Genomic DNA, 21,886 nt, shown 5'->3' with positions numbered 1-21,886 from the left:
CCCTTGTCGTCGATATCTATCTTTCCTCCGAATTATAGCAACGCGCGGGCCGGCGCCGTGAGCGACGGGATTCCAAGCGGAGTAGGGTTATTTTCCTCATTGTCCGGACGCCCGCCGATATTTCTCCCACCTGCCGCGGAAAATCGTCTACATGCAGCGAAAGCCCGGCGGAAGAACGGCTCGTCATTCCGCTCTTCTGCCGGGCTTTGCAGTTCTCGCTATTTCCCGTGCCGCTGCCTGTACTCGCTCGGCAGCAGCCCGGTCTGCTCCTTGAACAGCTTGCTGAAGTACCGCTGGTCCGCGAATCCGCACCGTTCGGCGATCCAATAGACGGGATAATTGGTGGTGACGAGCAGCTCCCTGGCGGCGCGGACGCTGACCGTCTGGAGAAAATGGCTGAACGTCACGCGCATGATGTCGCGGAAGCTCGTGCTGAAGTAATTTTTGCTCAAATTGACCCATTGGCTCACTTCGCTCTGCTTGACGTGCGCGACCGGCTGCTCCGCGATCCGGCTCACCGCCTTGACGATCGCCTGGATGATGTCCTCGGAATAGCCGGAACGTCGCAGCCACGCTTGCAGACGGGCGCGCAGCTTCCGCAGCCGCTGCTCGAGGCCGTACGTATCGCCGGGCGCTTCGTCCGGTTCCTCCTGCCAGTCGAACATGGGAAAGCAGAGCTGCCAGCGATCCATGGACGAACGCCACAGCTCCCCGAGCTGCCCGGCGTCCAGCTCCTGCCGGCCGATCGCAACGAGGAGCGACGCGAAGCCGTCGTCGTCCATCACCCATCGCACGTGGCCCGCCGTCTCGGCGATCCGCTGGGCCAGCGATGCCTGCGAGCCGTTAGACCGCGGCGGCTCCGGCGCCTCCGTGCGTACGGCCTTGACGATCCGTTCCATGGCCTGGTCCAGATCCATCTCCTCCAGCTGGGTCTTGACGATATAGTCGATCGCGCCCATGCGCAGCGCCGCTTGAATGTACTCGAAGTCCTGGTGGCAGGTGAGGATGACCACCTTGATCGCGGCATCGTGCTGCTGCGCCTGGCGGATCAGCTCGAGTCCGGACATGCCGGGCATCGTGATATCGGTCATCAGCAGCTGGATCGGCTTCTCGCGCAGCAGCTGCATCGCTTTCTCGCCGCTGGCCGCTTCCCCGGCGATCTCCACGCCGTATTTCTCCCAGGGAAACAGCAGCCGGAGGCCCTTGCGTACCAAGTGTTCGTCATCCACGATCAGCGCCTGAATCAATGCCGAGCCCCCCTGTCTTGTCGATCGGCAGCCGGATCGAGATCGTCGTCCCGGCCCCGCGCCTGCTCTCCATCTTCAGCTCCGCCGAGCTGCCGTAGTACGCGCTTAGCATCTGCCTCACGTATCGGAGCCCGATGCCGAGGCCCGACTTGTGGAGCGGTTCGCTCGTCTCCAGCAGCTCCGCCAGTTTTTCCTCCGGTATGCCCTGCCCGTTGTCCTGCACGCGCAGCAGCAAGCGGCCGCGCTCCTCGGAGATGACGACGTCGATCTCTCCGCCTTCGTCCGTGTCGAAGCCGTGGTACAGCGCGTTCTCGACGATCGGCTGCAGGATGAAGCGCGGGATCGGCAGCTCGAGCAGCGCGGGGTCCACCTTCACCCCGACGTTGAAGGCATGATCGTACCGGTAGCCCTGCAGCTCGATGTAGTCCCGGACCGCCTCGACTTCCTCCCTGACGGTCACCATCATGTTCTTTTTGCCGAGATTGTAGTGCAGCACGCGGGTGAACACGGACACCAGCTTGGAAATGTTAGTCTGTCCCTGCATGCGCGCGAGCCACTGGATCGTATTGAGCGTGTTGTGGAGAAAGTGCGGGTTGATCTGCACGAGAAGCTTCTCCACCTCGAGCTGGCCCCGCCGCTTCTCCTTCTCCTCGACGTCCGTGATCAGCTCCGCGATCCGCCGGCTCATCTGCTGGAAGTTGGACAGGATCCGGTTGAACTCCGTCAGGCCGGTGGCGGACACGTTGGTCGGCGACTGATTGTAGCTGAAGTGCGTGATCTCCTTGTTAATAATGCGGATCGGCCGGTAAACCATCCGCCAGATGAGCCAAGCGAGGAAGATGCCGAGCAGGAGCGACAAGGAGGCGAACAATCCGAACGCCCTCAGCCACCGGTTCAGCTCGCTGTTGTACGCGCCTTCCGGTATGAGCTGGATGACGTTCCAGCCATGGCTTCCCTCGGCGCGGAAGGTCTTGTATCCGGTTGCAAAGTCAGCCTGGCGCGCGCCGGCGGCTGCATCCGCCTGTAACGTGCTGAAGACGATCTTCCCTGCCGGATCGGTCAGGACGTGGTACACCGGCGCATTCGAATTATCCGCGAGGGAGCCGCCGCTGGGATTGAACATATCCTCCAGGCCCGTGATTTTCGTTTCGATGTAGGCGTACAGGAACTGGCCTTTGCCGTATTGCAGCTTGCGGAGCAAGGAGAATACGGGGTACTTGCGATCCCCGGGATCGAGAGAAGGATAAGGTCCGAAGTAGGTGAACAGCTTCTGCGTGTAGAACACAGGCAGCGCCTGCGGAGCGAACGCCAGCTTCGCGCTCGTATTGGGGAACAGCAGCGGCTCCTCGAGATCGGGCGCGTAGAAAAACATCGCGCCGACGTTCGGATTCGAGAAGTTGACGTTGGCCATGGATTGGGCGATATTCCGGTACAGCACGGACCGATCGTAGGAATTGCCGCTCCGGATGAACTGCACGACCTCCCTCCCGATGCCGCCTTCGACGTCAAGCAGCTGGGAGACCTTGGCGAGCTCCTCTAGCTTCCGGTCCAGCTCGTCCCGTTCCCGCGACACCTTCGCCACCCAATCCCGTTCGATTTTTTGCGTCTGCACGATATAGATCCAGCGATAGGAGATGTACCCGGTAAGCAGGCTCGGAATGACAGCGGCGATGATCAGGATCACGATCAGCCGCCCTCTGAGGGAAGGAAGGAATGCGTAACGCCGAATAAAATTCATAAGCAGCCTCCGCTTTGCAGCCGGCATGGATGAACGGACAGATGAACTGCCGCTATTATACCAGCAATAATCGCTCGTGGAATAGGCCGTTTGTCGAGAGCGGCGTTAGTGGAAAAAAGTTCCGCTATCGCTCCAGACTAGCCATTCTCGGTGCCGTTAGTGGAAAAAAGTTCCGCTAGCGCTCCAGACTAGCCATTCTCGGTGCCCATAGCGGAAAAGTTCCGCTATCGCTCCAGACTAGCCGCTCCCGGTGCCAATAGCGGAAAAAAGTTCCGCTATCGCTCCAGACTAGCCGGTCTCGATGCCAATAGCGGAAAAAAGTTCCGCTATCGCTCCAGACTAGCCACTCCCGGTGCCGTTAGCGGAAAAAAGTTCCGCTATAGCTCCAGACTAGCCGCTCCCGGTGCCAGTAGCGGAAAAAAGTTCCGCTATCGCTCCCCGCCTAGCCGCTCTGGTAGATTTTCAATAGTCCGAGCAGCGTGAGGCCGCCGGTGCGTAGATGGTGCAGCGGGGGTGGCTCGTTGCCTAGATCGAAGATAGATTTAGTTAGTTGGAGGATGGTCGTCGGGTGCGGCGCTTATAGCAATTCCACGAGCTGCTTGCCGATCAAGAGAACGCATACGACGAGGAATAGCGGTTTAATATACGCGCGGCCGCGGCGGATCGCGAAGCGCGAGCCGATCCAGGAGCCGGCGATCATGGCGGCGCCCATGAGCAGGCCTACGCCGTAGTGGACGGAGCCGAGCGCGAGGAAGGTCGCGAGGCTCGCGAGATTGCTGGCGAAGTTCAACGCCTTGGCGTTGCCGGCGGCCTTCACGAAGTCGAAGCCGAGCAGCAGGAAGGCGAAGATGAGGAACGAGCCTGTGCCGGGGCCGAAGAAGCCGTCGTAGAAGCCCAGCGCGAACGCGGCGATCCCCGCCAGCCAGGCGGTGCCGGCGGTGAAGCTTACAAAGGCCGCCCGCTCGCCCCACTCCCGGCGCAGCAGCGTGTATACGGCGATGATCGCCAGCATCGCGACGACCATCGGCTTCAGGAAGCCGGAAGGCACGTGGCGGAGCGTCAGCGTGCCCGCGGCGGCCCCCAGCAAGGACAGCGGGATCAAGCCCCGCACGGCGCGGACGTCGACATGGCCGGAGGCGAAAAAGGACAGCGTGCTCGTGAGCGACGACAGCGTGCCGGCCAGCTTGTTGGTGCCGAGCGCCGCCGCGGGCGGCAGTCCGGCGGTCAGCAGCACGGGAACGGAGATGAGGCCGCCCCCGCCGACGACCGAGTCGACAAAAGCGGCCGCGAAGCCGCCGATGACGACCAACGCGAGCATGCCTAGCGTAAGATCATCCATGGCGCCTCAGTACCTTTCCCCTCTTTTGCGCAAATACAAATAGAGCACGAGACAAGCGGCCGCGCACAGCAGCGCCATCGCCCCGATGAACCCGTAGCCCGCCTGCAGGCCGAGCACCCGGCTCGACTCCGCGCCCCTGACCGCATACAGATCGCGCACGCCCTCGATCAAGCCGCCGATCGCGAGGTTGCCGAGCACGCTGCCGATGCCCATCAGCGTGACCGTGAAGGTGATCGCTGTTCCCGTGCCGCGGGGATAACGCTTGGAGAGCAGCGCCATCACCGTCGGATAGATCGGGGCGATGCCGACGCCCGCCAAGGCGAACAGAATCGCGCCGCCCTCCCCGGCGCACAGCGCCGCGATGCTGCAGACGCCCGAGCTGAGCGATAGGACCATCATGGACATCGTGTAGCCGAACCGGTCCGTGAGCGGTCCGAGCAAGAGCCGCGCGAGCGTGAAGCACAGGAAAAAGGCGGACAGCATGCCCGACGCCTCCGCGGGGGACCAGTCGTACGCTTTTTCCAGGAAGTTCGCGAGCCAGCTCCCTATCGACAGCTCGGAGATGACGCCGGAGGTGAGCACGAGCACGATGAGCCAGGCGACGGGATCCCGCAGCAGCTTGCGATAGGAGATGCGCGCCTCCGACTCGTCGTGGGCCGGCTCGGCCGGGAGCCGACCGAGGAGCGCGGGAATGATCGGCAGCAGCGACAGCATCAGCACGACGACGTACATGCCTCGCCACCCCAACGCGTCCCCGCTCGGCATGCGCCAGCCCATCATCGACGCGGCCGCGATCGGCGCCACGATCGAGCTCAGCCCGTAGAAGAAGTGCGAGAGATTCATCAAAAACCCGGTATGCCGGACAAAAATGCGCGCGGCCAGGATCGCGAGCGCGATCTCCAGCATGCCGTTACCGATATACATAAAAAAGTAAGAGGCCGTGAGCGCCTCGAAGCCGCTCGATACGCCGATCAATATGCCGCCGGCAGCCATCGATACGAAGGCCGCGATGCTGGTCGCTTTAATCCCGACCTTGTCCGCCAGAAAAGAGGTGAAGGTGCAGGCGACGAGGTAGCCAAGCGAGTTGAGCGCGAGCATCAGGCCGAGCTGACCCTCGTTAAGGCCGAAGTCGAGCTGCATTCGCGGAATGGCGGGGCCTTTTACGTTTTCCGACAATCCGAATACGAGGAAGCCGCCGAATACGATCGTCAGCAGCCAAATTTCGTTCATGCTTATTTTCGAAGCGCGTTTGATCAAATGAATGAACCTCCGTATATCTGGGGTGACCTGCCCGCCGATAGCCGCCGCGCGGGGCATGCCGGCCGGACAATAGGAACATTGTCTCGCAAAGCGCGCAAAAGAGCAATCGAAAAGAAATCCGCGAATCGCTTGGATGATAGAATAAAAGAAGAACGGTAAAAGCATGATGAAAATAGGAGGCGGATACATATGGCAAGATTGGTTCCCTATATTTTTTCGGAAGACGCGAGGTCGCAATCCCAGTTCTACGTAGACGCGCTGGGCGGCGAGCTCCTCTCCGTCATGACGTTCGGCGACGCACCGGGCACGCCTGAAGCGCTCAAGGAGAAGATCATGCACCTGCACATGGTCGCGGGCGGCATCACCATCTTCATGTCGGACAGCCCGAGCCGGCAGATCGAGCGCGGCAACGGCACGGCGCTCAGCCTGCTGTTCGATACGCCCGAGGAAGCCCACGCGGCGTTCGACAAGCTGGCAGCCGGCGGTACCGTGCATGACCCGCTGAAGCAGCAGTTCTGGGGCGCATTGTTCGGCGCGCTGCAGGACAAGTACGGCGTCGAATGGCAAGTGTCGACGGAGCAGGCGCAGCAGGGTTAAGCGCGGCGATTGAACAAGACCGCCTGGAGCATCGCTCCAGGCGGTCTTGTTCGTACGAGGTTCTGCGCAGCCATGATTCACGCCGACAATCGAGACTAAAAAGACCCTCCATATGTCCTAACGGACGGATGGAAGGCCTTCCTTGTGTAGCGGCTATGCTCAGGCTTCTTGCACGTACGACGCATCCATATGGAACACTTCCCACAGGTGGCCGTCCGGATCCTGGAAGCTCTCGGTGTACATAAAGCCATGGTCCTGCGGATCGTTGGAGACGGAGCCCCCGGAAGCCAGCGCCTTGCGCACGAGTTCCTGCACTTCCTCGCGGCTGCCGACCGATACGGCCATGATGTACTCGGTCGTCTTCGTCGCGTCGGCGATGTCTTTCTTAATAAACGTCTGGAAGTACGGTTCGGTCAGCAGCATGGCGAACGCCGTGTCGCTGAGGACCAGGCAGGCGGCATTGTCGTCGGTGAATTGCGGATTGAACGCAAAGCCCAGCGCCTCGAAAAAAGCGATGGAGCGCTTCAGGTCCTTGACCGGCAGGTTCAGAAACGTTTGAGATACTTGGAAAGCCATCGTCGATCACCCCGATATGGTTATAGTCAATATTGGACTGCAACCTATCCTACCATATCCGCGGGATGCAAGTTTCTCTTCAATTGCTAAATTAATGCAAATTCCGTTACTCCGACGCGCTCAGAATCTCGACGCCCGCGTCCCGGCAAGCCTGACCGAGCCCGTCCTCCGGCAGACGGTCGGTGACGATGCGGCGCACGTCAGCCAGCCCGGCGAAGGAGACGAGCACGCGCGCGCCGAACTTGGTATGGTCCAGCACGACGGTGACGTCCTTGGCCTGGCGAACGGCCAAGCGCTTGATCTCGGCTTCGTAGAGATTGGAGTTGCTGAAGCCGTGCTCGTCGCTGAGGCCCGTAGCGCCGAGAAACGCCCGGTCGAAAGCCATGCCGGACAAGCTCTGCGCGGCGATCGGCCCGACGAGCGAATGCGTCGATTCGAGCAGCATGCCGCCCGTCATGATCGTGGGAATCTGCTTCGACGCGAGCTCGGCGGCGATGTTGAGGGCGTTGGTGATCACGGTGATCTGCCGGCCCGCCCTCAAGGCCCGCGCGATCTGCAGCGTCGTGGTCCCGCCGTCGAGAAAGACCGATTCGCCCTCGCCGATGAGGGCGGCCGCGCGGCGGCCGATCCGGATCTTTTCGTCCGTGAACAGTCCGGTCCGCTCCTGAAGCGCGACGTCCCGGTAGACGTAGATCGCGCCGCCGAACGTGCGCCTCACGCTGCCGCCCTCCTCGAGCTTCTCCAGGTCGCGCCTAATCGTCATCTCGGTGACGCCGTACCGCTCGCTGAGCTCCGAGATGCGGACCTCCCCGCTCTGCGCGATCTGTTCATGGATCTGGCGTTGTCTCGCGTTCCAGTCCCCCTGATTTTGGCTCATCTGTCGCCGTTCCTCCCGTTCCCGCCTTGCGCGGCCTTTATGCTTCCTCTATCATCGCTTGTCCGGCTTCGATTTTCAACTCCAGACGATGCACGACGACGGCCCCGGGCGCCAGCATGACGGGTCCGCCGCCGCCGGCCTCGGCCTCGTAGCCCTCGACCTGGCAATTGGCCGGCTCGAGTCCGAGTGCGTGCGCGCCCGCGCCGGGCATCCGCCATTGGACGAGGCGGGGCAGCGTATCGGCCGACCATCGCAGCCGGACCTTCACATCCGCGGTACCCGGACCGGCGGGGAAGACGGGCTGATGCAGCACGGCCTCCGCCATGCCGTCGCGCTCGGACAGCTCGTGGTAAAAGACGCGCTCGCGGGCGAATGGATCCGGCCGCTCCCAGCGTTCGCAATCGGCTGCGTCACCCGTACCGCTCCGCTCGCAGGTAACGGCTGGCGGGAACGCGATCCGTGTCCGCTCGTCCAACAGCGGGAAGCCGAAGTTGAAGTGATAGAGCATCATATGCGGCGACGGCGCGAAGCCCAGGTTCTCCACGCGGTCCTCGATGCCGATCGCGTTGACGCCCATGCGTCCGAAGATTCGCCGGCGGAGCCTGAGATTGGCGCCGAATAGCGCGTTCTCCTCGATTAACCCCTCCACGCTCCACTCGAGCTCGTCGCCCGCCCACGCTTCGCGGACCGCCACCTGGGCGGCCGGCGTATGGTGCGCGCGTCCGTGCAGTCCCTGCGGTCCGCCGGGCGTATCCGACGGCGAGCCCGCATGCGTGAGGCCGCAGGTCATGAGCAGGCCGCCGGATGCCGTGCGCAGCCATCCCGTGCCCGAGGATTCGTAGTAGGCGGGATGTGCGTCGCCGGCCGCCGACTGCCAGGACAGCGGCGCGCCCCACAGCTCTGCGCGCGATAGGTCGAGCCCCTTGGACGGCACGATGTCCAGCGCGAGTCCCGCGCCCGTCGAGACGCGGATCAGCTCGACGCCCGCTTCCTTGCCCTCGGTCAGCGTCATGCGTCGGACGCCGCCGAGCTGGCTCATCCGTCCGACGCGCGCCTCCAGCTCGCGGCGCGTCCAGTCCTTGCCGTACAGTCTCATACGACCGCCTCCGTACCTCAATAGACTCGCAGCAGCGCGAGCCGCCCGGTCACTCTTCCTCCCGATGCAGGGCCTTGTCTCTTAATCCTCGACGATCGGCGGGATGCGAACGACGGCCGGGTCGGTGAACACGTCGAATTCGTCGCGGCTCGTGCTGGAGAATTCCGATACGATCGCGCCATCCGGTCCCCCCTGGAACCAATGCTTCGTGTTCGGCGGGATCGTGTACTGTTCGCCCGGGCGCAGCACGATCTCATGGCGCACGGTATAATGCGCCGCGCTGCGCGCAGGCACTCGCGCCTGAATCTCCGCCGCAGGCTCGCCCTCTACGTACAGATAGACCAGGCCCCACCGGCAGCGGAACGTCTCCATCTTGCCCGTCTCCCCGCCCACGTCGGGATGCAGATGCTCGGGGCACGTCTGGCGAGGGAATAGGGCCAGCTCCTTGGCGCAGTAGCGATCCGTGTTCACGTACGTGACCAGCTCCAACCCCTCCGTCTCCAGATCGCCGAGCCCGAAGCCCGCCACCTCGATGCCGGCGCGTTCGTCCTCTGTCAACACAATGCCGGCTTGCCGGAACAGCGCGTCCGTCCGCGCTTGCGCGGCGCGAATCTCGCTTCGCTTGATACTCATCGCTAATCGCTCCTATCTAGTATGTTAGTAGGTAAAATGACGGGTTGCTGCGCCTCGTTGCGGCTGCGGGTGCCGGGAGATGAGTGCATTTGGGCATTACCTCGGGCAGGTTCGGCTGCGGGCGCCGGGAGATAAGCGCATTTGGGCACTATCTCGGGCAGGTTCGGCTGCGGGTGCCGGAGATAAGCGCATTTGGGCACTATCTCGGGCAAACGGGGCTGCGGGTGCCGGGAGATGAGCGCATTTGGGCACTATCTCGGGCTGGCTCGGCTGCGGGTGCCGGGAGATGAGCGCATTTGGGCACTATCTCGGGCTGGCTCGGCTGCGGGTGCCGGGAGATGAGCGCATTTGGGCGCTATCTCGGGCAGGCTCGGCTACAGGATCGGCTGCAGGCTCGGCTGCGGGTGTTGGTGCGGGTGTGGGTGCCGGGAGATAAGCGCATGCCCCTAACGCGCGCCGCTCCAGAGCCCGCCGTCCGCCGCCTGCGTCCAGCCGGGCAGCGTCAGGCCCGGCGCCCGCTGCGGCCAGCCCGCGTCGATGCGCCGCTGCAGCGCCTCCCAGCGCGGGATGCCGCTCACGGCATCCGCGCGCTCGACGTTGCAGGCGCCCGCGCCCACGGCGCTCAGCAGCGTCCGCTCCAGCGTCTGGCCGCTCGCCAGCCCGCCAAGCAGCCCCGCGATCGTGCAGTCGCCCGCGCCGGTCGTGCCCTGCACGTCGACCGCGAAGCACGGCGCGAGCAGCTCCCGCCCGAGCCAGCCCGCCAACGCGTCCCCGTCCGGCGCGCACGCGCCCATCGCCTGCAGACGCGCGGCATCGCCGGTCGTCCGCACGTACAGCCCGTGCTCGCCCAGCTTGATGCCCGCGACGGCGACGCCCATGCCGAGCAGCTCCTCCGCCAGCGACGCCAGCAGCGGGCCGTCGGCCAGGCCGATCAGCTCCTCGCCGCCGCTGCGCGCCGACAGCTCCCGGTACGTATCCGGCCGGAGCATGAACAGGATCTCCTCCATGCTCGGCAGGAACACGTCGACCTCGGGCAAGGCCCGCGCGAGTATCCCCCGCCAGTCCGCGCGTCCGGCCTCGGAGGCGGGGTCCGGCCTCGCCATGTCGAGGGACACGGTGGCTCCTGCGGCCTTCGCCGTGCCCAACAGCCGCACCAGCTCCTCGCCTCCCCGCTCGTACATGCCGCGCATGAGCGGCGGGTAGCCGAAGTGGAACAGGCGGACGCCCGCGAGCGCTTCCACGCTCACGTCGGCTGCCTCGAACGTATCGTTGGTACCCGTCGCGTGCAAAAAGATACGGTCGATCCCCGGCGGGCTGATGACGATCGTGTAGGAGCTGCTCTCGCCGGCCGACACGATCATGCCGTCGCTCGCGCCCTCGCCGTAGGCGTCGAGGCACTCCCGGATCGAGCGGCCGAAGGCATCGTCCCCGATCTTGCCCATCAGGCGCGCGCCGAAGCCGAGCCGGCGCAGGGCGAGCCCCGTGTTCGCCACGGCGCCCCCCGTCGACAGGCTGGCCGGGCCGATCTCGACCAGTTTGCCGGGCGAGAGCAGCTGGCTCAGACCTTCGGGATGGGAGGGCAGAGCCGGAATGATGTCCAGGCAGATATGCCCGGCGACGACGATATCCGCTGCGCTGTCGGCCACGTTTATACCTCCCAATCGATCGCGATCGTGTTGCCCGTGCGCTCCGACTCGAGCGCCGCGGTGAAGACGAGATGGCTGCCGGCCGCCTCCTCGGGCGTCGCGCAGCGGAACGGCTGGCTCATGCCGTCCCTGCCGACCAGCTCGTCGCAGAAGGCCGCCCACATCTGCAGGATCGAATCGGAGAAGCCGAACTCGAAGATGCCTCCCGTGATCGTACCGTAAGCGGATTTGTACGGCGCGTCGACGACATGCCAGGCTTGGACGCCGCCGGGCGCATAAGGCAGCGATGCGACCTGCTTCGGATTCTTCGTCGTGAACTCGGCCGAGAATTCCGTGCCCTGGATCCGGATGAACCAGGTGTTGGCATGGCCCGGCGCGATCCGCTTGGTGGAGAGCACCATGGGAAAACGCTGGTCCGCCGTCTCGACGTCGCAGGCGAGAATCGCGTTGTCCCAGGTCTCGCAGGGCACCATGCCGCCGCGGCCGTCCGGGCGTTCGGGCACGATCTTGGACAGCAGCGCGCGCACGCTCTTCGGCTTCCAGCCGAACCGCATCGGCAGGTGCAGCACGTGCATGCCGAGATCGCCCATGCAGCCGTATTCGCCGTTCGTGGCGATCCGCCGCTTCCAGTTGATCGGCTTGGTCGGATCGAGGTCGCTCGAGTGCCAGAAGCCCGCCTCCACCTCGATGATCCGTCCGAAGCGGCCCTCGTTCACCCAGTTCACGATCTGCTGCGCGCCCGGGTAAAAGGGGAATTCCGACGAGCACCGCACGATGACGTCCGGGTGCTCCGCGAGCGCCTGCGCGATCTCCCGGTTCGCCGCGCGGTCGATGCCGAACGGCTTTTCCCCGAGCAGATGCTTGCCCGAACGGATGATATCGACGTAAATCTGCCGGTGCAGGTTGTGGGGCACGGCGCAGTAGACGGCGTCCACCTCGGGGTTGGCGAGCAGCTCTTGATAATCGCTATACGCACGGGCCACGCTGGGCACGTTGTCGACGAACCACTCGGTCGCCGCCGGGTTCGCGTCGCAGACCGCCGTGATGCGCGGCTCGAAGGCGACGTCCGTCAGATGGCACCATCGCGCGGCCGCGCTGGCGAACTCCTTGCCCATGAGGCCGCAGCCGATGACGCCGAAGCGGATGATGCGTTTTTCCTTCGCCATTATGCCCGGTCTCCCTTCAGGATCGCGAGCGCTTCGTCCGCGGACGCGCCACGGTGCACGATCGCCATGAGCGCGGACGTCATGCCGGCCGGATCCGGGTGCTGGATGACGTTGCGGCCGTAGACGATGCCTGCGGCGCCCTGGTTCATGAGCTCGACCGTGCGCGCGACGATCTCCTCGTCGCTCGCGCGTCCGCCGCCGCGCACCAGCACGGGAATGCCGGAGGCGATCTCCACGACGCGGTGGTACTCGGACACGTCGTCGCAAGGGTCGGCCTTGATGACGTCCGCGCCCAGCTCGACGGCCTGGCGGACGAGCGGCATGATCTTCTTCAGATCGCCGTCGACCATGTAGCCGCCCTTCGCCTCGTTCGGCAGCATGACGAGCGGCTCGACCATGAGCGGCATGCCATAGCGCTCGCACTCAGCCTTGAGCGCGGTCACGTTGCGCACGCACTGATGATGCAGCTCCGGCTGCTCCGGCAGCAGCAGCAGGTTGACGCAGACGGCGACGGCGTCGAGCCGGACAGCCTCCTCCACCGCGCCGGCGATCAGCTCGCTGAACAGGAGTCGCGGCAGCGCGCTTCCGTAAATGTTGGCCGCGTCCGTGCGCAGCACAAGGCCCGGCTTGTTGCCCGGCAGCGACTGCAGGCGGCGAGCCTGGCCCGTGCTGAGCTGCACGCAGTCGGGAGCCGCCTCGACGATCGTGCGCACCGCGGCGTCCATCTCCTCGATGCCCGCCAGAAACGTATGCTCGTTAAAGAAGCCGTGATCGATCGCGACGTCGAAGCATTTCCCCTGGGCGCTGAACATGCGGTTCAAACGGAATTTCTGTGACATTAGCGCATCTCCTCAATCCTCAAATGTTGTTTTGTAACATTAATTTATCATATTTAACATTAATAAGCGATATCTATTTTTCAAAACAAAAAAGCCGCCCCACGTCATGTCTGACTCTTCGGGGGCAGCCTACTAAGGCCTTATATATTCGTAGATGGCTTTATCCTGTTCCTTCATTTGTCCGAAGGCTTGCGGCGGCGCTTGTTCATGCGGGAGAAAACGATGAAGGCGGCGACGATCATGGCCATAAAGCCGACGCTGCTCGCCGGATCGGCCTCCATGCCCAGCAGCAAGCAGACGTTGGTGACCAGGCTTCTCACGAGCAGCGCGGTTACGATGAGCAGCAAGGGACGCATGAAGTTATATTTTTTCAAAGGAGAACCTCCAAATGGGTTTGACTCCCTCTATTATATAGGCTCGCCGGCCCGCGTGCACGCGTTGAAACTAGTTTCGGCAAATATAGCGCGCTTCCTCCGCTCATGCCTCGCCGGTCGGCTGCGCGATCCGCTCGTACAGATAGTCGACGATGTGCATCGCCTTCATATCGCCGCCGCGGCCATGCTTGTCGATGCCGAGCTTCATCTGCAGCAGGCAGCCGGGGTTGCTCGTCAGCATGTATTGCGCCTCCGTGGCGTTGGCGTGCTCCATCTTGTGCTCGAGGAGCTGTCCCGCCATCTCCGGCTGCGTGACATTGTAGATGCCGGCGGACCCGCAGCAGCGGTCGGATTCCCGCATCTCGCAGAAGTGAGCCCCCTCCACCGACTTCATGAGCTTGCGCGGCGCGGCGGAGCCCTTCATGACGTTGCGCAAATGACACGAGTCCTGGTACGTAATCGTCACGGATGCCCCGGTCTCCGCAGCTGCGGCCGGCACCGCGCCTTGCGCTTCGGCCATCGCTTCCGCGAACGCGGGCACGCGCCCTTTGTCCACCAGGATCGTGCTGATATCGACGACCCGCCGAGCGAACCAGGCCGCATCGTCCGCCCATGCCGCGTCCTCGTGAAGCAGATGATCGTACTCCACCAGCAGGGCGCCGCAGCCGCCCGCATTGCTGACGATATAGTCGACGCCGGCATCCTTGAAGGCCTTCACGTTGACGCGGGCCAGCTCGCGCGCCTGGTCCATCTCGCCGCTGTGCGCATGCAGCGCGCCGCAGCAGCCTTGCGTCTTGGGAATGACGACGTCGAAGCCCGCCTCGGACAGCAGCTTCACCGTGTTCACGTTCGTATCGGCGAACAGGACGTCCATGATGCAGCCTCTGAACAATGCGACCGTCGCGATCCGTTCTCCCTTGGCCGGGTAACGCTCGCCGATCCGCTCGATGACGCCTTTCGACGCGGCTTCCGGCAGAATCTGCTCCATCTCCCGCATGTGGGCCGGGAACAGCTTCATAACGCCCGTGCCGCGCGCGATCTTCTGCAGCCCGGATTTCTGGTACAGCCTGAGCGACTTGCCGAGCAGCTTCATCCGGTTCTGATGCGGGAATACGCCGCGGAAAAACAGCTTGCGCGTCCCGCTCACGACCGCTCCGTGGCGCGCGTGATCCTCGATCGCGTCCCGCGTCTGCTCGATGAGCTGGCCGTACTTGACGTCCGCCGGGCAGACCGGCTCGCAGGCGCGGCAGCCGAGGCAATGGTTCATCTGGTCCTCGAACGCCTGGTCGGGCTCCATCACGCCGTCTACGACCGCCTTCATGAGCGCGATCCGGCCTCGCGGCGATTCGGGCTCCACGCCCGTCTCGCGGAAGGTCGGACAGGCCGGCAGGCAGAAGCCGCAGCGCATGCAGTTGGTCAGCTGATCGTAGTCGAGCTTCTTCAGCATCGTGCGCGCCAGCGGGTTCGCATGCGCGATGTCCGGCTTGCCGAAGGTTTGGCTAGTCATGCTGCAGCACCACCCTTTTTCTCGTCTCCTTGGCGAACAGCTTGCCCGGGTTGAGCAGCCTATGCGGATCGAACGCGTTCTTGATGCCCTTCATCATGTCGAGGCCGGCAGAACCGATCTTCCACTCCAGGTATGGCGCCTTCACGATGCCTACGCCGTGCTCGCCCGTGATCGTGCCGCCCAGCTCGATGGTCGCCTCGAAAATCTCCGCGAACGCCAGCTCGACGCGGTGCACCTCTTCATGGTCGCGCGCGTCCGTCGTCGCGGTCGGATGCAGATTGCCGTCGCCCGCGTGGCCGAACGTGGCGATCGTGACGCCATATTTGCGCGCGATCTCGTTGATGCGCAGCACCATGTCCGCGATCTTGGAGCGCGGCACGGTCGCGTCCTCGAGGATCGTCGTCGGGCGCAGCCGCGCGAGCGCCGTAAATGCGCTGCGCCGGGCGGTCAGCAGCCGCTCGGCCTCCTCGCGATCGGCTGCCACCTGCACGCGATCCGCTTGCTCCGCGATGCAGATCTGCTCGATCAGCGCGATATCCCGCTCGACCGCCTCCGGATCGCCGTCCTGCTCGATGAGCAGGATCGCCTCCATGTCCAGCGGCAGCCCGAGCTTGGCGAAGTCGTCGACGACCCGGATCGTCGGGTTGTCCATGAACTCCAGCGTGGCCGGGATGATCCGCGCCTCGATGATGCGGGACACGGTCCGCGCGGCGCCGTACAGATCGCGGTACATGGCCAGCATCGTCTTCTTGGCGCGCGGCGGCGGCACGAGCTTCAGCGTCGCCTCGGTGATGATCGCGAGCGTGCCCTCCGAGCCGACGAGCAGCTTGGTCAGATCGTACCCGGCCACGTCCTTCATCAGCTTGCCGCCCGTCCGGATGATCTCGCCGCTCGCGAGCACGGCTTCGAGCCCGATGACGTAGTCCTTGGTCGTCCCGTACTTGAGGCCGCGCAGACCGCCGGAGCACTCCGCGATGTTGCCCCCGATCGTCGAGATGCGCATGCTGCTCGGATCCGGCGGGTAGAACAGCCCCAGCGACTCGATATGCGCGATGAACTCGGCCGTGATAATGCCCGGCTGTACGGTCGCCGTCAGATTTTCCAGGTCGACCTCCAGTATCCGGTTCATGCGGTGCATGACCATGACGACGCCGCCCTCTACGGGCACGGTGCCGCCGCACAGATTGGAGCCGGAGCCCCGGCTCACGAGCGGGACGCGATGCTCGGCGAGCACCTTCATCACCGCGGCTACCTCCGCCGTGGACGCCGGATAAACGACGCCGTCGGGCAGCGCCTGGAGCATGGGCGTGCCGTCGTAGGAATGCGCGACGCGCGCCTCCATATCCTCTCTATAGTAACGATCGCCGACAATGCCGCGCAGTTTGGACGCGAACGCTGATTCCGCCATCTTCCATTTCACCCCTAATTGTTCAGGTCATCTGATGACTTTTATTGTACCGGGAATTCTCCCTTTCGTAAATGCCTTTTTATCCCGCGTTCGCCGAGCTGGGTATGGGGCGTCTAGTCTGGGTAATTCTAAATATGACACGAAAGGAGGAATTCCCATGATACGCAAAGACGGAGACGTCGAATCCTATACCGAGGCTTCCACCCCCACGCCGGACGGACAGGAAGACCTGCTGGCGACCGATATGTTGAACGATGCGGTGGAGGAAATGATCGATTCGGTGGAGGAAACCTTCACGAATCACAAATCCGCCGAAGAACAGAAATAAGCTTCGAAGCGAGCCGCGGCGGTCTGCCGCGGTTTTTTTGCGCCGCCGGACTTTACCGGAATTGCTGCGTTCAGAGCCTCCCCTGCTTCGCAAGACTTTTGCGCTTAAATGTTTTATGCTATTGACTAACAAGCGCGAGGCAAGGAGCGACAGGCATGCGACCGACCAAGATCGAGACGCAAAAAGGACACGAGATCGTGTCGCGCGATATCAGACGGCAGCTGGAGAGCGGCGAGCTGGTCCCCGGGCAGAAGCTCCCTTCGCTCGAAAAGCTGGCCGAAGCTTACGGCGTCGGCCGCTCCACGATCCGCGAGGCGATCAGCGCGCTGAAGGCGATGGGCTGGCTGGACGTTCGGCACGGCGGCGGCACCTACGCAGCCAAGGCCCTGCCGCAGGCGCCTGCCCCCGGGCTCTTGGACTTGTCCCAGGGCGCCGAGGCGGTGATGGAGATTCTGGAGGTGCGCAAGATTCTCGAGCGGGGAACCGCGGAGCTCGCCGCCTTGAAGCGAAGCGAAGACGATCTGGCCAGGCTCCGCGCGATTCTGGCGAGGATGGAGGCGGCGCTGGCCGACGACGACCCGGCGGGCGGCGAGCGGGCCGATCTCGAGTTCCATCAGGCGATCGCGTCCGCCTCGGGCAACCCGGTGCTGAACCAGCTGATGGACTCGATCTCGCAGCGGCTGTCCGAGACGATCGGGCGGACGCGGGAGCTATGGTTCTACCAGGAGCAGGCCGAGGCGTCCCGTCTGCTGGAGGAGCACCGGAGCATCTGCGAGGCAATCGAGGCGCGCGATGCCGTCCGGGCTTCGGAGCGGATCGGGCTGCACCTGTCGAAGGTGGAGAAGGTATTGCAGACCGCGCTGGGCCGAAAAGCGGGCCAACCGGAGACAGACGCGCATCAGAAGGAGAAGGAGAAGGGGGAATAATCATGGACTTAGGGTTGAAGGGCAAGACCGCGATCGTCACGGGCGGGAGCAAGGGCATCGGGCTTCATACGGCGCTGCTGCTGGCGGAGGAAGGCGCCAACGTCGTCATCGTCGCCCGCGGCGCGGACGAGCTCGAGAAGGCGGAGGCGCTCATCAAGGAGAAAACGGGACATGAGGCGCTGGCGATCGTAGCCGACGTCACGAGCGACAGCGACGTGGAGTATGCGGTCGTTAAGGCGGCGGAGCGTTTCGGAGGCATCGATATTCTGGTGAACAACGCAGGCGCCTCTAACGCCGCGCCGTTCGAAAAGGTCGAGCCCGCCGTCTGGCGCGACGATCTGGACCTGAAGCTGTTCGGCGCGATCCGCTTCACGCAGTCGGCATTGCCGTACCTGAAGCGGAGCGGCGGCGGCGCCGTCGTCAACGTCACGGCCAACTTCGCCAAGACGCCCGGCGCCGCCTCGCTCCCGACCTCCGTCAGCCGCGCGGCGGGCCTGGCGCTGACCAAGGCGCTGAGCCGCGACCTGGCGGCGGACGGCATCCGCGTGAATACCGTCTGCATCGGGCTTATCCGCAGCGGCCAGCTCGAAGCCCGGTGGCGGCGCGAGGCGCCGGACGTCCCGTGGGAGCAATATGCGCGCGATCCGAAGCACAACATCCCGCTCGGGCGCATCGGCGACACCGAGGAGGCGGCGCGCGTGATCGCCTTCCTCGTATCCGGCGCGGCCTCCTACGTCACCGGCACCGCGGTCAACATCGACGGCGGCTCGGCCCCGGCGCTATAGTAAAAAAGAGCGGCGCGACGTCCCCCCCGGCTTCATATCCGGCCGGACGTCGCGCTGCTCATTCTGCTGCCCGAATAAGACGCTGGCGCATTCTTATTCCGCCGCAAACCGCCGTTTCCGCCGCGATAAGACGCTCACACATTCTTATTCCGCCGCCAACCCCCAATTCCACCGCGATAAGACGCTGGCACATTCTTATTCCGCCGCCAACCGCCATATCCGCCGCGATAAGACGCTGGCGCATTCTTATTCCGCCGCAAACCGCCGCTTCCGCCGAAATAAGACGCTGCTGCATTCTTATTCCGCCACTAACCGCCATTTCCGCCGCGATAAGACGCTGGCGCATCCTTATTCCTGCTCCTGCATGCCCAGCACCTGCATATCCGGCACCCGCACACCCGCCGCCCGCATGCTCGACTCCCGCACGACCAGCGCCGGGGCCAGCCGGACGCCCTGCTGGCGCGAACGGTCGCCCTGCAGACGCCGCATGAGCACCTCGGCGGCTTGCCTCCCGATCTCCTCCTGTTGCATCGCCACGGACGTCAGCTTAGGATACACCCTGGAGGCGATGTCCAGATTGTCCATGCCGACGACGGTCACGTCCTCCGGTATGCGCAAGCCCGCCTCCTCGCACGCCTTCATGATGCCGATCGCCATGAGGTCGTTGGCGGCCACGATGCCTTGGGGCCGGTCCGGCCCCTCGAACCAAGACCGGGCGGTCAAGTAACCGCCCTTCTCCGTATAGTCCGACTCGGCGACGAGCGCGTCCGCGATCGGCAAGCCCGCCTCCCGCATCGCCTCGCGATACCCGCAAAATCGCTGGTAGCCGGTCTGCTCGCTCAGACTGCCGCCCAGGTAGGCGATCCGCTCGATCCCCTGATCCAGCAGATGCGCCGTTGCCAGCCGGATGCCCTCGTACGTATCCACATAGACGTAGTCGAAGCGATCGCCTCCCTGCGGGGACCGGTAGGCGTTGGTGAGCACGACGGGCGCGTTCGCCGCGTTGATCGCGCCGATGTTGTCCTCGCAGAAGTTGAAGGAGACCATGATCATGCCGTCCGCGACCTTTTCGCGCAAATTCTGAATCGCCTTGAGCTCGTCCTGCAGGCTGTGCTTCGTATAAATGAGGATCATCAGGTACCCGTGCGCCTCCAGCACCTGGTTGATGCCGTTGATCATGTCGAAGTAGAAGGGGTTGCAGATGTCGGGAACGGCGAAAATGATCTTGTTGGTCCTGCCCATCTTGAGCATCTTGGCCGCGTTGTCCGGGGCATAGTCGAGCTCCTTGGCGACCGCCAGGATCTTCTCCTTCGTCTTCGGACCGCAGTAGCCTCGGCCGGACAGGGCGCGCGACACCGTGGAAGGCGACATGCCGACCCGGTCGGCGATATGATAAATCGTATGCTTATCCACCGCGGTCCTCCTTCCTCCTCCCTCGTTGCGACCCCGCACATCATGCCGAGCGGTCACAAGCTGAGCCCGTAGCGCCGCTCCAGCTCATCCCCCAGCCGGTCCCGGATGCGCAGGTACGCTTCGGCCGCTGCGCCGTTGCCCCAGTCGAAGATCGTGAAGCTGCCCATCCCCAAGCCGTCCGGCCCCGTCTGCCCGCCGTGCCCGTAGTTCTCCATCATGAAGCCGTAGTCCTTCTCTCCGAAAAAGGGAAAGGCCCGCTCCCACTGCGCGCGCGTCTTCGCGTTCTCGGGCGCGTACATCATGACGAAGGACGCGCGCAGCGCAGCGACGCCCCGCTCGATGTATTCGATCCGGTCCAGCTCCATGCCGTACCGGAGGATCAGCTCCGCGAACAGGCTCTGGCGCGCGTCGTTCCATTCGCCGTCCGCGTTCATGACGCCGAAGCCGCCGAGCGCCTCGACGAAGATATAGGGCGGCTGCCAGGACGCCTGCGTCATCAGCAGCTCGTCCAAACACCGCTCGCCGCCCGCGAGATAGCGCCTCTCGCCGGTCGTCCGCCAGCTCGCATGCAGCGCCTCTGCCGTCCAGAACATCGACAGGTTGCACTGCTTGAACATGCCGTTGCGCGCGACCCGCCGACCCTGCAGCTCCTCCGCGCCGTAGGGACAGCAGGACCAATACGTCTCGAAGTCCTCCCATCTGCCCGCCGGCACGATCTCCCCGAGCACGGCGTCCATCGCCCTCAGCGCGGCGTCCTTGTATCGGGCCTCGGGTACGATCTCCCAGAGCGCCAGCAGGAACGTGACGGACATCGAGGTCTCCGGCGACTGCGCCAGCTCCGGGAGCGGACGCAGGGAGGATTGCTCCAGCCAGGCGGGAAAATACCCTTCGGCGTCCTGCAGAGCGAGCAGCGCTTCCGCGTAGGATCGCGCGTAATCGAGCAGCCGCTCGTCGCGCTCCAGGTCCCGGTACCACCGCAGCATGAGGAGCGCGGTCCAGCTCATGTCGAGGATATGGTACGGCGCCTCCCGGATCGTGCCGCCGCGCGTCCACGGGAACTGCGGATTGCGGTTCGAGTTGCCCCAGAACGCCTCCTCCCAGCCCCGCGAGCGGTTAACCTCCGTCCCGTCCGGCGCCCGGACGCGCTCCATCTCCGTCGCGATGACCGACGGGAACAGCCCTTCCCGCCGTGGCGCGGAGAGCGCGAGCTCCTTGGCCATGCGCGCGCGGCGGAGCAGATCGGCGTCTCCGGTCCTGCGGGCGTGGCGGTACATGCCCGACGCGGACCGCAGCGAGCTGAACCAGGCCTGGTTCCAGACCGAGCGGGGCTCCCGTTCGCTGGCCGGACCGGGGAAGTTCGGACTCTGGCTCGCGTCGACGATAAAAGCGCAAGCGCCGACCTCCCGTCCGTCCTGCTCGAATTGCTGCCAGACGGCGTCCGCCCAGTGGTCGAACGCCCAGTCGTACGTCCGCTCGACGTACCGCAGGAGCGGCCCCGTCTCAGGCGCGCCGGCCCGCATCCGCGGCGAACCCCACCGCCGCCACAGGAAGGCGAGCGCGGGACGCCAAGGATCCGCAGCGACCGCCTCGTCCTCGAACGTCATGAGATAGAAGCCGATCCGGACCGTCCCCGCGGGGTAGGCCGCTCCCGGCTCGCGGACGAAGAGCACATGCTCCTCCGGCCTGCTGCGGCTCATGCCGAGCGTGAGCGCATTGCGCGGCGCGTCCAGGTCCATGTACCATCCGACCGGCGCATCCGCGGCGAGCAGGTCGAGATCCGGGATCAGGATCATCGTCCGCAGCCCGTCCCCGACGATAAGCGCGGGCGAGCGGAAGCAATGCCGGTCGATCACGTGCCGGTCGGTCGGCGTCAGATGAGGCGCCCAGCGGAAATTCGGCTCGAAGGCCGGCTCTACGCGCAGGCGCCAGTCATCCTGACGGGTCGGCGCGCCGAGGGAGAAAGTTAGCGTGCAATGCATCGTGTCGCCGTTGTGCGAATCGACCGTCACCTCCGACGACGCCCCTCCGAGCGTATCGCACAGGACCTGACGGACGAACTTGCCTGCGAAATAGCCTGTTAATTCGGTCTGCTTCAAACGGCAGGCCTCCTGTCTGCGCCCAGCGCAAGGAA

General features: G+C 64.4%; 21 protein-coding genes. 4 read left to right on the top strand and 17 right to left on the bottom strand.

Features of this window, described 5'->3' with window-relative positions:
* Positions 1-218: 218 nt before the first annotated feature.
* The 4 genes from PQG80_RS20940 to PQG80_RS20925 form a co-directional block, all read right to left on the bottom strand.
* A complete protein-coding gene (locus PQG80_RS20940; RefSeq protein ID WP_271753505.1) occupies positions 219-1,247 on the bottom strand; it encodes a response regulator transcription factor in 1,029 nt (342 codons plus the stop codon).
* Positions 1,222-2,985 carry a sensor histidine kinase gene (locus PQG80_RS20935; RefSeq protein ID WP_271753504.1) on the bottom strand — a complete coding sequence of 588 codons (1,764 nt, stop codon included), beginning with the start codon at positions 2,983-2,985 and terminating at the stop codon, positions 1,222-1,224. Before PQG80_RS20935 ends, PQG80_RS20940 begins: the two co-directional genes overlap by 26 nt.
* A gap of 577 nt (positions 2,986-3,562) precedes the next feature.
* Positions 3,563-4,324 carry a TSUP family transporter gene (locus PQG80_RS20930; protein ID WP_271753503.1) on the bottom strand — a complete coding sequence of 254 codons (762 nt, stop codon included), beginning with the start codon at positions 4,322-4,324 and terminating at the stop codon, positions 3,563-3,565.
* 6 nt (positions 4,325-4,330) lie between these two features.
* Positions 4,331-5,554 (bottom strand): MFS transporter, encoded by a 1,224-nt coding sequence (locus tag PQG80_RS20925; protein ID WP_271753519.1) that lies wholly within the window; start codon positions 5,552-5,554, stop codon positions 4,331-4,333.
* 219 nt (positions 5,555-5,773) lie between these two features.
* Between PQG80_RS20925 and PQG80_RS20920 the strand changes: the two genes are divergently transcribed.
* Positions 5,774-6,181 carry a VOC family protein gene (locus PQG80_RS20920; RefSeq protein WP_271753502.1) on the top strand — a complete coding sequence of 136 codons (408 nt, stop codon included), beginning with the start codon at positions 5,774-5,776 and terminating at the stop codon, positions 6,179-6,181.
* A 159-nt stretch (positions 6,182-6,340) separates the two neighbouring features.
* On the opposite strand, the gene PQG80_RS20915 is transcribed toward PQG80_RS20920, so the two are convergent.
* The 10 genes from PQG80_RS20915 to PQG80_RS20870 form a co-directional block, all read right to left on the bottom strand.
* Complete coding sequence (locus PQG80_RS20915; RefSeq protein ID WP_271753501.1) at positions 6,341-6,757, bottom strand: VOC family protein; 417 nt, start codon at positions 6,755-6,757, stop codon at positions 6,341-6,343.
* Positions 6,758-6,863: 106 nt separating this feature from the next.
* Positions 6,864-7,634 (bottom strand): DeoR/GlpR family DNA-binding transcription regulator, encoded by a 771-nt coding sequence (locus PQG80_RS20910; RefSeq protein WP_271753500.1) that lies wholly within the window; start codon positions 7,632-7,634, stop codon positions 6,864-6,866.
* A 37-nt stretch (positions 7,635-7,671) separates the two neighbouring features.
* Positions 7,672-8,730 carry an aldose 1-epimerase family protein gene (locus PQG80_RS20905; RefSeq protein WP_271753499.1) on the bottom strand — a complete coding sequence of 353 codons (1,059 nt, stop codon included), beginning with the start codon at positions 8,728-8,730 and terminating at the stop codon, positions 7,672-7,674.
* A gap of 81 nt (positions 8,731-8,811) precedes the next feature.
* Positions 8,812-9,342, bottom strand: coding sequence for a D-lyxose/D-mannose family sugar isomerase (locus PQG80_RS20900; protein ID WP_432432790.1), 531 nt, complete (start codon positions 9,340-9,342; stop codon positions 8,812-8,814).
* A gap of 467 nt (positions 9,343-9,809) precedes the next feature.
* Positions 9,810-11,009 carry a carbohydrate kinase family protein gene (locus tag PQG80_RS20895; protein ID WP_271753497.1) on the bottom strand — a complete coding sequence of 400 codons (1,200 nt, stop codon included), beginning with the start codon at positions 11,007-11,009 and terminating at the stop codon, positions 9,810-9,812.
* A gap of 2 nt (positions 11,010-11,011) precedes the next feature.
* Complete coding sequence (locus tag PQG80_RS20890) at positions 11,012-12,175, bottom strand: Gfo/Idh/MocA family protein (protein WP_271753496.1); 1,164 nt, start codon at positions 12,173-12,175, stop codon at positions 11,012-11,014.
* The gene (locus PQG80_RS20885) at positions 12,175-13,014 is read right to left on the bottom strand and encodes a class I fructose-bisphosphate aldolase (protein WP_271753495.1); all 840 of its coding nucleotides are present in this window, start codon (positions 13,012-13,014) and stop codon (positions 12,175-12,177) included. The genes PQG80_RS20890 and PQG80_RS20885 overlap by 1 nt, the downstream gene beginning before the upstream one ends.
* 173 nt (positions 13,015-13,187) lie before the next feature.
* Positions 13,188-13,388, bottom strand: a complete 201-nt coding sequence (locus PQG80_RS20880) for a hypothetical protein (RefSeq protein WP_271753494.1) — start codon at positions 13,386-13,388, stop codon at positions 13,188-13,190.
* Between the two features lie 103 nt (positions 13,389-13,491).
* Positions 13,492-14,895, bottom strand: coding sequence for a (Fe-S)-binding protein (locus PQG80_RS20875; RefSeq protein ID WP_271753493.1), 1,404 nt, complete (start codon positions 14,893-14,895; stop codon positions 13,492-13,494).
* On the bottom strand, positions 14,888-16,303 hold the full coding sequence (locus PQG80_RS20870; protein WP_271753492.1) for an FAD-linked oxidase C-terminal domain-containing protein: 1,416 nt from the start codon (positions 16,301-16,303) through the stop codon (positions 14,888-14,890). Before PQG80_RS20870 ends, PQG80_RS20875 begins: the two co-directional genes overlap by 8 nt.
* 157 nt (positions 16,304-16,460) lie before the next feature.
* On the opposite strand from PQG80_RS20870, the gene PQG80_RS20865 reads away from it, so the two are divergent.
* From PQG80_RS20865 to PQG80_RS20855, 3 genes are all read left to right on the top strand, one after another.
* Entirely contained in the window at positions 16,461-16,631 is a 171-nt protein-coding gene (locus PQG80_RS20865; protein ID WP_271753491.1) for a hypothetical protein, read from the top strand.
* Between the two features lie 155 nt (positions 16,632-16,786).
* A complete protein-coding gene (locus tag PQG80_RS20860; protein WP_271753490.1) occupies positions 16,787-17,557 on the top strand; it encodes a FadR/GntR family transcriptional regulator in 771 nt (256 codons plus the stop codon).
* A 2-nt stretch (positions 17,558-17,559) separates the two neighbouring features.
* Positions 17,560-18,342: an SDR family NAD(P)-dependent oxidoreductase gene (locus tag PQG80_RS20855; RefSeq protein ID WP_271753489.1), complete on the top strand. Its 783-nt coding sequence runs from the start codon at positions 17,560-17,562 to the stop codon at positions 18,340-18,342.
* 58 nt (positions 18,343-18,400) lie between these two features.
* On the opposite strand, the gene PQG80_RS20850 is transcribed toward PQG80_RS20855, so the two are convergent.
* The 3 genes from PQG80_RS20850 to PQG80_RS20840 are packed head-to-tail and all read right to left on the bottom strand — an operon-like array spanning position 18,401 to position 21,851.
* On the bottom strand, positions 18,401-18,688 hold the full coding sequence (locus PQG80_RS20850; RefSeq protein WP_271753487.1) for a hypothetical protein: 288 nt from the start codon (positions 18,686-18,688) through the stop codon (positions 18,401-18,403).
* A 2-nt stretch (positions 18,689-18,690) separates the two neighbouring features.
* Positions 18,691-19,755 carry a LacI family DNA-binding transcriptional regulator gene (locus PQG80_RS20845; protein ID WP_271753485.1) on the bottom strand — a complete coding sequence of 355 codons (1,065 nt, stop codon included), beginning with the start codon at positions 19,753-19,755 and terminating at the stop codon, positions 18,691-18,693.
* Positions 19,756-19,808: 53 nt separating this feature from the next.
* Positions 19,809-21,851 carry a glycoside hydrolase family protein gene (locus tag PQG80_RS20840; protein ID WP_271753484.1) on the bottom strand — a complete coding sequence of 681 codons (2,043 nt, stop codon included), beginning with the start codon at positions 21,849-21,851 and terminating at the stop codon, positions 19,809-19,811.
* Positions 21,852-21,886 lie beyond the last annotated feature (35 nt).

Origin of the sequence: Cohnella rhizoplanae (genome assembly GCF_948329515.1) — a bacterium.
Taxonomy (GTDB): domain Bacteria; phylum Bacillota; class Bacilli; order Paenibacillales; family Paenibacillaceae; genus Cohnella; species Cohnella rhizoplanae.
This window is presented reverse-complemented; position numbering and strand designations above follow the sequence as displayed.